The organism is Priestia sp. LL-8 (genome assembly GCF_036227845.1).
In the GTDB taxonomy this organism is placed as follows: Bacteria; Bacillota; Bacilli; order Bacillales; family Bacillaceae_H; genus Priestia; species Priestia zanthoxyli.
In genome coordinates this window covers 1,310,551-1,323,207 of sequence record NZ_JAZAQH010000001.1, presented here as the reverse complement: position 1 = coordinate 1,323,207, position 12,657 = coordinate 1,310,551, and the positions used below count along the sequence as shown (strand labels likewise).

Sequence of the window (12,657 nt, the reverse complement as noted above, 5' to 3'; positions counted from 1 at the left end):
TATATATTCTCTACAAAACGTCTCTTTCGTATAAAAAAGAATATGAAATATCAAGGAATATATAGTGCATATTATCAATCGGATACGAAAAAGTCCGGATATTCTCACCTGTTTCAATATCATTATACAAATCTGATAATATGCCTTTTTTTTCATAGCTCATTCGAATAATATTCTCAAGAAAATATGGGCGCCAGCTCCAATTTTTCTTTACATATTCAGGCTCAAGAATCCAATCCTCGTTTTTCTTTACATAGTTAGAAGACTTTTGAAATCCATTTTCATCGCAGATGTAAAGGCGAAAACACACGTTGGATAGCTCTTCTGCAATAACAGGCAGCATATCGTCATACGTTTCTAGCTTTCTGCACTTTGTCATTACCTGCTGCATTTTATCTTGAAAGCGTTCTGTCAGCTGGTAAACAGCAAGCAGCTTTTTCTTTTCATGAGCGATATACATTTCGAAACGTTCCTTTAGTTTATCCTTTAAGATGTTCGGATCGACAAGTTCAGCAGCCGGCTTATGTAAATAATAACCTTGAAAATATCTGCCTCCGTTTCTCCATGCATATTGCAGCTGATAGGAGGCTTCTATATCTTCATATAGAAGCGTAGCACCCATTTTTCTTGCTAACAGAGATAAAGAATACAATACGTCTTGATACGACTGCGCCATGTCCGTTTGTCTTAGAATATGTAAATCTACTTTTAAGATATCTGGTGACAGCAACCCAATTCTGTCTAGATTACTACTTTCTTTTCCTATATTATCAATTGCAATCTTAATACCATATGTTTGATAATACTTTAGTAAGTGTTGAAGCGATTCCAAATCTCCACTAAAATTGTGTTCTGTAATTTCGAGAACAATTCGATCAAGCGATAATCCTTTATTTTCGAAAAGTTGCAATAATTCTAGCAAGGATTCTCCATGATCGTTCATTAATAAATTAGGGTTCTGATTAATAAAAATTAAAAATTGTTCTTCCTGGGTCAACATATGCTCGAGCGCTTGTGTTAAAACAGCATAATCAACTTCTATGCGATATTCATCCGGAATCGCATCATCATGAAAGAATGGGCCGAGACTTTCAATTTCCCCTTCATTTTGAAACCTCGCCAACACTTCATAGCCAATTACTCTATGTCCATCTGCACTAAAAATTGCTTGATAATACGGAAGAGTTTTCTCTATGTTTGTTAATACATCTAACGGGTCCACTCAACTCTCCCCTCTCCTTGTTCACTTTACGTTAGTATAATACGAATAGCATAATTTTGCTAGTCCTTCTAGGTTTGCTTTGTACTTTTTAGTGCGTATCTAACCTTAAAAAGGATGCTGATTTAGCCACTGTCCCCCGTCCATTGTAATGCATTCCCCATTGATATAAGATGCTTCATCGGAGAATAAGAAACTAGCTAATCCTGCTATTTCTTCAGGAGTTCCAAGGCGTCCTAATGGTACAGAATTTAATGTACGCGCTTTCATTTTTTTCGACTCAAATAACTTGTCGGCTCCTCCTGTTCGCTCGATCGGCCCCGGCGCAATCGCATTCACCCGTATACCGTATTTCTTTCCCCACTCTACTGCGAGCGTGCGCGTCATAGTTAAAACTCCTGACTTGGCACAAGCTGAATGAATAACACCTGCTCCTGCGTTCCACGCATATGTAGCCACAATGTTTGTAATGGCTCCTTTTGTACCTTTATCGATCCAATATTTCCCTACTGCGGAACTGCAATAAAATGTGCCATTTAATACAATATTAATTACGCTGTTCCATCCGTTAACGGATAAGTCTTCAGCTGCACATATAAAATTGCCTGCAGCATTATTAACTAAAAAATCAATTTGTCCAAATGCCTTGTCTGTTTCTTGAACCATTCGTTCCACATCTTCTGGATTGCGTACATCCATCACCACGGAAAGTACCTGTCCATCAAACGTTTTAATTTCGTTTTCTGTCTCTTGTAATCGATCGGCTGACCTACCTGTGATTACCACATGAGCACCTTGTTCTGCAAATCGCTTCGCCATATGTTTTCCCATTCCACTTGAACCGCCAGTAACAATTACGACCTTGTTCTTCAATTTATCGTCCTCCCCAAAACATAAGTGTTTTACAACTATTATTTTACTATTTTTTCTGAATAAAGTGAAACTTTTATCTATTTAACTTAAAAGCAGACTTCTCGTTGTGATGATAAAAAAAACAATGCTATAATGAAAACTTGAAAACTATAAGGAATAGGTTGATTTTGCATGAAAAAGACGTATACAAGACGATCTTTTTTGAAAGGACTAGCGTCTATTTCGTTAGGGTCTTTGCTCACCACGTCTTTTGGGTATACATATGCCAAATATATTGAGCCTAGACGTCTGCAAATTGTTCGTCATACAATTACTTCTAAAAACATTCCGAAAAGCTTTAACGGAATAAAAATTTTACAATTTAGTGATATTCATCTTGGACTCTCTTATGATTTATTACAGCTAGAACAGCTTATGGTGACCATAAATAATTTGAAGCCTACTATTATACTATTTACCGGAGATTTAATGGATGTACCTAATGAATACCCGCATCCAGAAAGAATTCCCCCGATTTTACAGAGGCTTCAGGCTCCTCTTGGAAAATATGCCATATATGGTAATCATGATCATGGAGGATATGGAACAAATATCTACAAACAAGCCATTGAAGACGCAGGATTTAGACTTTTAGTAAATGAAGTTGACACGGTGTCCATGCCCGATAAAAGCTACATTCATATCTGTGGACTCGATGATATTATGCTTGGGAACCCGCAATATGAAGGAACGCTAGGGCAATTACAGCCGGATATTTTTTCTATTGCTATGATTCATGAACCTGACGTTGCTGTCAAAGCAGCTCCTTTTCCAGTGGATCTTCAGCTCTCCGGCCATAGTCATGGAGGCCAAATTCAAATTCCTTTTTACGGTCCTTTGATTACACCGCCCTTTGGGACGGTTTACCCTGAAGGAATGTACGAAGTTGGAGATTCTAAAATGAAGCTTTATGTGAATAGAGGCTTAGGAACCACTCGCATTCCTTTTCGTTTTTTAGCTACGCCTGAAATTACGCTTTTCACCTTGCAATCAACATAAAAACGCCTTTACAGGGCGTTTTTTATGTTGATTGTCTTTTTTTAGCTGATCATGACCGCCTAATTCTAGTCTTAAAGAAATAAACCAGGCTCAAAAGCTTGCGTTCAGCCATACACTACAAAGACAACTGACAAGGAGGTTAAATTATGTACTATCAATATCCCTATACAGGATATCGTAATATTCCAAATGGTGACGAGCGCTTTTTTGGATTTCCTTTTGTTGCTGGCTTAGCTGGTGGGCTGCTTGGCGGACTAGCTGTTGGCGGTTTTGGAGGCAGACCTGGGTGCTGTCCACCACCTTATCCTTATCCAGTTCCGTTTTACGGCGGTGGATTTCCTGGAGGAGGCTACCCTGGTGCCGGCTATGGAGGCGGTGCTCCTGTTTATAACACATACTACGGACCTGGATACGGTCCTGTTGGTCCCATTCCTAGATAATAACATGACTAAAAAGCCGAGTACTCGGCTTTTTTTATGTTATTCTTGATCGTCGCAAAGAGCATATTGACAAAAGATCTCTTGACTATTAATAGAGAGCTCATGTTCTTTTTTTATGACGTAATGATAATTCCCTTCTTGATCTTGTTCTCGTGCTTTTACATTATCAGCAAGCATAACTTCAAGCCACTTCCACACTTTTTTTTTCAAATGTGTATCCAAGACAGGAAATAAAATTTCTACTCGTTTCACCATATTTCTTGTCATCATATCTGCAGATGAAAAGAAAAACTTTTCCTGTTTATTATGATGAAAATAATAGATTCGGCTATGCTCTAAAAATCGTCCGACGATGCTTCTTACTCTGATATTCTCGCTAACGCCTTGAATTTGAGGGCGCAAGCAGCACGCTCCTCTAACAATGAGTTCAATTGTCACACCAGCTATAGAAGCTTCATATAGCTTCATAATTAAAACTTTATCCGTCAATGAGTTCATTTTCCCAATGATTCTTCCATTGCCATACCGTCTGTGATAATGGATTTCCTGATCAATGAGATGCAAAAAATCATTTCTTATATCAAATGGTGAAACGGATAAATGATGATATACTGGTTTTTGCGTATAGCCACTTAAGTAATTAAAAAAATTGGCCGCATCTATCCCGATGTTTCGGTTGACAGTAAAAAGACTTATATCCGTATAGATCTTTGCCGTCGCATCGTTGTAATTCCCGGTGCCAAGATGAACAAACCGCTTAATATGCTCTCCTTCTCTTCTCACTACGAGCGTAATTTTACCATGCGTTTTTAAATGAGGCATTCCATATATCACGTGGCACCCTGCCCGCTCTAGCTCTTTAGCCCATTGCACATTATTCTCTTCATCAAACCTCGCTTTTAGTTCAACTAGTACCGTCACTTGTTTACCTTTTGCAGCCGCTCGTTTTAATGCTTTAATAACGGGAGAATCTCCGCTTACCCTGTATAACGTTTGCTTAATAGCGAGCACATTTTCATCGTCTGCTGCACAGTTAACAAAATCAAGTACCGGCTTAAACGATTCATAAGGGTGGTGAAGCAAAATATCTCTTTGAATCATTTGCTCGAAAACATTTTGATCCGGATGTAACTCTGTTGTAAGCTTAGGAATAAAGGCTTTGTCAGCCAACTCTTCATGCGTAGATTTAAGTAATCTATAAAACGAAAATAAACTGGTTAAATCCAGCTGTCCTTCGATCTCATGCACATCTTCACCGTGAATTTCAAGTACTGACTTTAAATACGCTAGTACACCTTGGTCATATGGACTCTTAATCTCAAGCCGAACAGCAGCTCCCCATTTTCTCTTCTGTAACTCTTCTTCAATTTCTTTTAGTAAATCTTGAGCGTCTTCTTCGTGAATAGTCATATCTGCGTTGCGGGTAATTCGAAATTGAGAAACAGAAGAAACGCGGTATCCCTTAAACAACTTTTTAATAAAATAGGCAATCACATCCTCTAGCAATACAAATAGACGAGTAGAATCTGACGTGGCTATTTCAATGTAGCGCGTTAGCATCGAAGGTACTTGAACGATAGCTAATCTTCCTTTTATCTCGGCAATTTGCTGCTCATCATCTAACTTTTCTGAAAGGACGACTGCTAAGTTCAAGCTTTTATTCATCAACATAGGAAACGGCCGGTAGGTGTCAATAGCTATAGGAGTTAATACGGGAAAGATTTGCTCGTCAAAATACTGTTCAAGCTTATCTAGATTTGATTTCTCCAGCTTTTCAACCGTAATGATTTCCACGCCGTATTTCTGTAATTCGGGAAGAAGTGTGTGAATATACGTATCATACTGCTGCTTGACTAGGTCGTGGTTTTGTTTGGAGATAGAAAATAGCTGCTGTTTAGGAGTTAAGCCTGCTTTGTTTTCAGGTTTGCTAAATCCAGCTTTCACTTGATCTTTTAATCCGGCTACCCGAATCATAAAAAACTCATCCAGATTCGAACTGAAAATTCCTAAAAATTTAAACCGCTCAAGCAAAGGATTTTTCGTATCTACTGCTTCTTCCAGCACTCGCTTGTTAAAAGCCAGCCAGCTCAATTCACGATTATTGTAATAAGCTGAATCAGCCACTTGTATGGTTTGCTTATAAGTGCGATTACTTTCTAACATTAGCCTCACCTTCCAGGGATAATGGTTTTAATCTAGTTAGCTATACTGAATATTCTAACCGATTCAGCGTTATTCTAAAGCTTAGTAAATTCAAGAACAATATTTTTTTTCACTACTTTTTCTAGATGCTTTTTCTGTTTTTCAGCCTGATATTGTTCAGGACGAAAGGTTTTTGTACATAATAGTTTAATCGTAACTGTGTTTTCATCGCTTTTCATGTCAATATGTTGAACAACATTTCGCTTTGTTGCATGTAAACCGTCAGCTATTTTTAAAACCGCACCGAGCAGCTGGACTTTCTTTTGTTCTTCTTTTGTTAACCACTTTTTAAAAGGGGCAACATATTGCCTAAAAGAAGACTTCCCTTTATATGAAGAAACAAGTGCCAGCTTTAAACGTTCTCTATGTGAAATTCCATCGATTGTACGATTAGCAAGGACATAAAACGTATGCTGGCTGCTTGATTCCGCATCAATATACTCTCCTATATCGTACACTTGCGCAGCTTTTATAAGAAGCGCTAAGTCATCCTCTTTTAAATCAACCGGTCCCTGCTCCCTAAAATGCTGAAACATCATAATAGCTGTGCGCGTAAGCTGTTTGACGTAATCTTTACTTACTTCAAACTCTTCCATTATTTCTTGAAAACTTTGCTGTATGACATCGGGGTACATTGGCTGGATATTAGCATCAGACGCTTCCTTAAATAACACCCCTTCTCTTAAGCCTTTGCGACTTAAGATGAAACGAGTCGCGTTCACTGTTTCATATAATGATTGAAATACTTCAATCGCTGGCAAAATTGTATCCGCACGATCCTTTGACAAGCGGTCTAACTTTTGAAGATTGTGATAAGACAATGAGCCTATAGCGGATTTCACATGCAATATATCAGCTAAATTCATTTCATACTGATGCAGCCCGGCGAGAGGATAGTGGATAAAACCTTGATGCAGTTGCACCATACTTCTTGCACTTCCTCCAATTGCTACAATCGGAACTTGACGATTTAAAAGCCACGGGACAGTATGGAAATGTCGAATCACGAAATCCCGGATTTTCACTCTTTCTTCTGCAGTGGGAATATTGCCTTTAACGAACTGCAGACGTAGAGATAAGGCACCGAATGGAAAGCTGTGGTACTGCACTAACTCTCGGTTGCGAAAATACGTAACTTCCGTACTTCCCCCGCCAATGTCAATTGTAATGGCTTCTTCGATCGAAGTGGAATGAATAACGGCAACAAAGCCGTAATACGCTTCTTCATATTCAGACAATAGTTGAATAGAAAAGCCCGTTTCTTTTTTTACAAGCGCTAGAACTTCTTTTGCATTAGCCGCTTGACGGATGGTAGCTGTGGCCACACAGGTAACGTGCGGCAGCTGCTGATGCTTGGTAATAACTCCAAACGTTTTAAGTGTATCAAGCAAGGTATATATCCCTTTAGCCGTTAACACGCCTTCTTTACTTAAATAGTTTCGAAGCCGTGCAGCTACTTTCACGTTTTCAATTTGCTTAAACCCTCTGCCTTTTTTGTATTCATAAATAACAAGGCGTATCGTATTTGAACCTATATCAATCAGTCCATGCTTATAAGTCAATGTAATTTCAACACCTTTTTCAAAATAACTTTATGTTCACAAAAGTCACTTTTACTTTTTTCAATCGTATACTGTTACAACATAGTCATATATCAAAGGAGCGAAGCTAATGAGACATATAGTAAAGCGCGGTGAAACCTGGCAAAGCGTTTCAGGTGACTATCGGATTCCAGTTGAAGAGCTGTGGATAGCTAATCCTTTTGTAAGCCATAGTACGCTGAAGCCTGGGCAGGTAATCATCATTCCAAACCTCCCTGATAAAGAGCTCATTCCTTACACAATCCACGTGTTTATTGCTGAAAAACAGCTTGAATTACGAAAAAATAATATCATACAAAAAGTCTATCCCATTGCAGCAGGAAAAATGCTGAGCGCAACACCTACTGGAGACTTTGTTATCGTTAACCGGGAGCCAAACCCCGGAGGGCCATTTGGCACTATGTGGCTAAGCTTGTCTAAAAAGTCATATGGCATTCACGGAACAAATGATCCAAGTTCTATTGGAAAATCCGTATCCAAAGGGTGCATTCGCATGTATAATGCCCAAGTAAATGAGCTAGCTCAAATTGTGCCAAATGGTACTGGTGTTTATATTCGCCCTTCTCGACGAATGGCTCAATAGTTCAGGATTTACTAATTAATGATTGTTTAACTGTGCGAGCAGCATTTTTAAAAATAGAAAGTATAGCGTGCTGTTCCACTTTACTTGTATAAGGAAGCGTAACAAAACAAACCCTATACATAGGAAATTTCATTAATTACCAAAATACTTCTTCGTGTAATTATTTTCAAATGGGACAAGACACGCTATAATGAACGTATCAGCTTTCACCTTATAGGTTGAACAGCTGATATGATAGAAAGGGAGTGAACGTATGTCTCAAGCAAATGGACAAGGCTCTTTGACCCCGTCTGTATCTGAGATTGCACAAGCTATTTTCACTGTAAATCGTCACGCAAAAGCTGCTCCTGATCCTAAGCAGTTATATACGTTAAAGAAAATTGCATTAGATCAACTAATTTTAGAAGGAAAAGCAAAAAAAGAAGGACTTCACTTTTCGCCAAACCCTGGTAAAAGTCAACAAAAATCAGATGTACTTGTATCAGTTGGAGACTACTTTTTCCATATGCCTCCAAAGAAAGAAGACTTCAAAGAGTTATCACACCTCGGCCATTTAAACCATCAGTATCGAAATCCCAAAACGACTATGTCATTATCTTATGCGAAGCGCTTATTATCTAAATATACGGGTCATCTCGTACAGCCGGCCAAAAGCCCTGTTTCGACTCCAAGAAAACGGCAAGCACCTGTGTTTAAACCGCTGGGTAAAAGTTATTTTTAAAAAAGTGCCTGAAGTGGAGCAATCTGCTTTCAGGCACTTTTTTTGTGATCCTACAAAATATAGAGATCGATCAACTCAACAAGCTCTCCAATTTTTGGCTTACTTACTTGTCCTTCCGCTCCTACCATCTTTCCTTTGTGACGTAAATCTTCTGTGATAAGAGAAGAGAAGATAATGACTGGAAGTATAGAAAGCTGAGGATTTTCTTTCACTTTTTTAGTTAAATGATGCCCATCCATTTGCGGCATTTCTATGTCTGTAATAAGCAGCTGGACTTGATCACTGATTTCCACTCCTTCATCGATCACCGAGCTTAGATAGTGCCATGCTTCCTCACCGTTCTCAAAAAATTCCGTGTTCTCATAACCTGCTTGTGCAAGAGTATCTTCAATCATTCGACGCAGCAGCGGCGAGTCTTCAGCCACGACAATCTTTTTATTAGAGCGTTCCCTAGCCCCTAGCTTTTTTATTTTCGACTGATTAATACCCGCATCAGGGTTCACGTCAGAAATCAACTTTTCAAAGTCTAACAGCAGAATCATTTGACCGTTTAATTTCACCACTCCAGTAATCTGCGTTTCCAAACCTTGATACAAATCCGAAGGCTTCTCAATTTCTTTCCAAGAAATACGGTGAATTTGCGTCACTGCATGGGTATGAAAGACAATTTTTTGCTGATTGAACTCTGTAACAATTAACTTATCTTTTTCCGGCGTATTTGAAGGTTTCATTTTCAATGCTTTTGCTATGTCAACGACAGGAAGTACTTCCCCTCTTAGCTCTATAATACCTTCTATGTAAGAATGCGCATTGGGAACAGGTGTAATAGATACGGGATTAATAATCTCTCTAACTTTTACTACATTGATGCCAAACCAAACATTTCCTATCTCAAATTCGACAATTTCCAGTTCGTTTGTACCACTTTCCAACAAAATTCCTTTATCTCGATTCATATCACTTACTCCTCTCATCTCACCTGCTTATCTAATAGTCCATATTTCCTATTATAGTGACCGCCTCTTATATCCGTAAAGAAAAATTTTCTTATTTTGTTATCCTTTTTCCCTAAAACATATACATAAAATATTGTTTTACGAATTAACAGAATATTATATACTATATAAAAACATGAGCGTTGATCCCTTTCGTCTTATCCTCTGCTCAGTTTTTTAATTGCTCTACTTTACTTCTCTATACTAGCTTATGAACTTGAGTCAAACGACTACTCCTATTCGAACGAGGTGTAATTTATGAACAGAGGATTACAAAAAGAAGAAACAAAAAAACGCATCCAAAAAGCAGCTATCTCTTTATTCCAACAGCAGGGATATCAAAAAACGACTGTGTCTCAAATTACCCATGAAGCGGGTGTAGCAAAGGGAACATTTTTTAATTACTTCAAAACAAAAGAAGAAGTTCTTCACTACCTTGGAATTAATTTTACAAACCGTATCTCCTATAAATTAGAACAGCTCCTTCAAACCGAAGAATCAACTGCTGCCGTTGTTAAACAACTGTTTTTATTACTAGCACAATCAAACGAAGAAGCGAACCCTCACCTAATCCGTTCTTGGTTTCATATTGCTATTACCAACAGTTCCTTTCAACAATCTGAAATTCTTCAAATTGAAAAAATGCGCGCTCATTTTACAAAAGTTTTTCAAACAGGACAAGACCGAGGCGAACTTATAGTCGATATCCCTGCCGAAGAAATGGCTTCTATTGCTATACTTAATTTTTTTGGCACACTTCTCTACTGGTGTACCAACCAACCCGACTCTACTACCCTTCAAGAAAGAATAGACAAGTCGGTTACTCTTCTATTTAGAGGGTTTCTTATTCATTCCTAAAAGCCTGTTCACAAATTTTTAACAACAAATCGAAGATAGCTGTGGACTCTACAGCCAAAACGGTTTATACTACACAAAGTGAATGAATAATCTTAAAAGAAGGTGTTCGTAATATGAAAGGCTCCGTCATTCTTTTTAATGACGATAATGAAATGACCATTATTGAAAACGTAGAAGAAGCTGTATATCAAGATATTAAAGAACAAGAAGGCTCTGATCACTGCGTTGTAACATTGGACGATCATGAAGTTGATTTTGGCTACGTTTCCCCCGTTTATTGGCGTGAAGGCCAAATACACACTGACTAATATACAAGACCTGCATATATATGCAGGTCTTTTTATGCGCTTATTTTTTTGAATCTAGAATTGAACGTGAAGCAAGGAACCTCTGATTTCCTAACACATACCTTAGCACATTCGCAGCTAAAAACAGGGTTAACAACTATATAGAAAGGGTACATTTCAAGTAATAGAAGCTGCGTTTTATTTTAAAAAAGGAGGTTTATGTTATGAGTTCTTATCGAAAAAATATGAATCACTATCCTCACTCATCTCAGTACACACCTTACCAACACTATTACGCGAAAGAAGCTGATCGTATTTTAACGGCTATGAGTACAAACTTTAATAAACAGCATTTAAAATCTCTTATCGACGCTGCGTTAGATAACAGAGACGAAGAAGAATTTTATGAACTAACAACTGCTTATAATAAGCTATATAACACCTAACTTAAAACCACTATTTGCAAAATGCGCAAATAGTGGTTTTTTACCTATTTTCATTGTGATAAAATGAGTTGAAAATACGCGGAAGGATTTGAAACCATGGAGCATTTAATCAATAAACGTGTCAAAGGAATTGAACTATCAGGAATACGTACATTTTATAATATGGTCTCACAATACCAAGATGTTTTATCCCTCACAATTGGACAACCTGACTTCTTAACACCACAACATGTAAAAGAAGCGGCAAAATCTGCAATTGATGATAACCAAACTTCTTATACCCACAATGCTGGAACAATAGAACTGCGCGAGGCAGCAGCTCAATTTGTCAAAGAAAAATATGACTTGCACTATAACCCAGCTGATGAAGTTATTGTGACCATTGGAGCTAGCCAAGCAATTGATATTGCTCTTCGCACCATTTTAGAAGAAGATTCCGAAGTTATTTTACCTGGACCTGTTTACCCAGGATACGAACCGCTTATCCGGTTAAACGGCGCTAAACCTGTACATATTGATACAACCGAAACAGGATTTCGACTAACAGCGGATTTAATCCAACAACATTTGACGTCTAAAACAAGATGCGTCATCTTACCTTATCCGTCTAATCCTACAGGCGTGACGTTATCGCAGCAAGAATTAGAAGAAATTGCCGCTCTTTTAAGCGATAAAAATATTTTTGTACTATCTGATGAAATATACAGCGAGCTCGTTTTTGATAAAAAACATCAGTCCATTGCCTCCATTTCATCTATGAGACAGAAAACAATTGTTATTAACGGAGTATCAAAGTCTCATTCCATGACGGGCTGGCGAATTGGTCTTTTATTTGCTCCTTCTTATTTAGCCAAACATATTTTAAAAGTGCATCAATACAACGTGAGCTGTGCTTCTTCTGTCTCTCAAGCAGCTGCACTCGAGGCACTGACAGCAGGTAAAAACGATGCGGTGGATATGAAAAAAGAATACGAACAAAGACTGAATTATGTGTATGACCGACTAGTAAACATGGGGTTTGACGTAGAAAAGCCGACTGGTGCTTTTTATATCTTCCCTTCTATTCAGAACTTCCACAGTAAGTCATTTGATTTTGCCCTGGAGTTAGTAAAAGAAGCAGGTGTTGCACTAGTACCCGGCAGCGCTTTTTCTTCCCACGGTGAAGGATATGTACGCCTGTCGTATGCGTATTCCATGAATACGCTGCGTGAAGCCTGTGATCGAATTGAAGCTTATCTTACATCTCGTCAATCACGTTAAACTGATGATAAGAAGTGTATGCATTTTTTTGTGAGTGATAGCACATAAGAGCGGGTATACTAGAAGCATATAAATTGACTTCAATAGTGTATCATTATAAAATGTGCATCGATTCACTAAAGAAATACATACTT

General features: G+C 38.1%; 13 protein-coding genes. 8 read left to right on the top strand and 5 right to left on the bottom strand.

Features of this window, described 5'->3' with window-relative positions:
• Positions 1–10 precede the first annotated feature (10 nt).
• Both U9R83_RS06680 and fadH read right to left on the bottom strand, forming a co-directional pair.
• A complete protein-coding gene (locus U9R83_RS06680) occupies positions 11–1,222 on the bottom strand; it encodes an EAL domain-containing protein (protein WP_013056032.1) in 1,212 nt (403 codons plus the stop codon).
• A 105-nt stretch (positions 1,223–1,327) separates the two neighbouring features.
• Positions 1,328–2,092 (bottom strand): 2,4-dienoyl-CoA reductase, encoded by a 765-nt coding sequence (fadH, locus tag U9R83_RS06675; RefSeq protein WP_243548992.1) that lies wholly within the window; start codon positions 2,090–2,092, stop codon positions 1,328–1,330.
• A 171-nt stretch (positions 2,093–2,263) separates the two neighbouring features.
• Here fadH and U9R83_RS06670 point away from each other — a divergent pair, with 171 nt between their 5' ends.
• Both U9R83_RS06670 and U9R83_RS06665 read left to right on the top strand, forming a co-directional pair.
• Positions 2,264–3,130, top strand: coding sequence for a metallophosphoesterase (locus tag U9R83_RS06670; RefSeq protein WP_013082275.1), 867 nt, complete (start codon positions 2,264–2,266; stop codon positions 3,128–3,130).
• A 146-nt stretch (positions 3,131–3,276) separates the two neighbouring features.
• Complete coding sequence (locus U9R83_RS06665) at positions 3,277–3,570, top strand: hypothetical protein (protein ID WP_013082274.1); 294 nt, start codon at positions 3,277–3,279, stop codon at positions 3,568–3,570.
• Positions 3,571–3,609: 39 nt separating this feature from the next.
• Here U9R83_RS06665 and U9R83_RS06660 read toward each other — a convergent pair whose 3' ends face one another.
• Both U9R83_RS06660 and U9R83_RS06655 read right to left on the bottom strand, forming a co-directional pair.
• The gene (locus tag U9R83_RS06660) at positions 3,610–5,733 is read right to left on the bottom strand and encodes an RNA degradosome polyphosphate kinase (RefSeq protein ID WP_243548991.1); all 2,124 of its coding nucleotides are present in this window, start codon (positions 5,731–5,733) and stop codon (positions 3,610–3,612) included.
• A gap of 74 nt (positions 5,734–5,807) precedes the next feature.
• Positions 5,808–7,334 carry a Ppx/GppA family phosphatase gene (locus U9R83_RS06655; RefSeq protein ID WP_115653360.1) on the bottom strand — a complete coding sequence of 509 codons (1,527 nt, stop codon included), beginning with the start codon at positions 7,332–7,334 and terminating at the stop codon, positions 5,808–5,810.
• A 109-nt stretch (positions 7,335–7,443) separates the two neighbouring features.
• On the opposite strand from U9R83_RS06655, the gene U9R83_RS06650 reads away from it, so the two are divergent.
• Together U9R83_RS06650 and U9R83_RS06645 are read left to right on the top strand one after the other, a co-directional pair.
• Positions 7,444–7,956 carry a L,D-transpeptidase family protein gene (locus tag U9R83_RS06650; protein WP_226555830.1) on the top strand — a complete coding sequence of 171 codons (513 nt, stop codon included), beginning with the start codon at positions 7,444–7,446 and terminating at the stop codon, positions 7,954–7,956.
• Positions 7,957–8,209: 253 nt separating this feature from the next.
• Positions 8,210–8,677, top strand: a complete 468-nt coding sequence (locus tag U9R83_RS06645) for a YkyB family protein (protein ID WP_013056025.1) — start codon at positions 8,210–8,212, stop codon at positions 8,675–8,677.
• A 50-nt stretch (positions 8,678–8,727) separates the two neighbouring features.
• On the opposite strand, the gene U9R83_RS06640 is transcribed toward U9R83_RS06645, so the two are convergent.
• Positions 8,728–9,633, bottom strand: coding sequence for a chemotaxis protein (locus U9R83_RS06640; RefSeq protein WP_243548990.1), 906 nt, complete (start codon positions 9,631–9,633; stop codon positions 8,728–8,730).
• A 297-nt stretch (positions 9,634–9,930) separates the two neighbouring features.
• Here U9R83_RS06640 and U9R83_RS06635 point away from each other — a divergent pair, with 297 nt between their 5' ends.
• From U9R83_RS06635 to U9R83_RS06620, 4 genes are all read left to right on the top strand, one after another.
• Positions 9,931–10,530 carry a TetR/AcrR family transcriptional regulator gene (locus U9R83_RS06635; protein WP_014461021.1) on the top strand — a complete coding sequence of 200 codons (600 nt, stop codon included), beginning with the start codon at positions 9,931–9,933 and terminating at the stop codon, positions 10,528–10,530.
• A 113-nt stretch (positions 10,531–10,643) separates the two neighbouring features.
• Positions 10,644–10,838 (top strand): hypothetical protein, encoded by a 195-nt coding sequence (locus U9R83_RS06630; protein ID WP_013056022.1) that lies wholly within the window; start codon positions 10,644–10,646, stop codon positions 10,836–10,838.
• Between the two features lie 203 nt (positions 10,839–11,041).
• Positions 11,042–11,263: an IDEAL domain-containing protein gene (locus tag U9R83_RS06625; protein WP_014461022.1), complete on the top strand. Its 222-nt coding sequence runs from the start codon at positions 11,042–11,044 to the stop codon at positions 11,261–11,263.
• A gap of 96 nt (positions 11,264–11,359) precedes the next feature.
• Complete coding sequence (locus U9R83_RS06620; RefSeq protein WP_243548989.1) at positions 11,360–12,523, top strand: aminotransferase A; 1,164 nt, start codon at positions 11,360–11,362, stop codon at positions 12,521–12,523.
• The last annotated feature ends 134 nt before the right edge of the window (positions 12,524–12,657 follow it).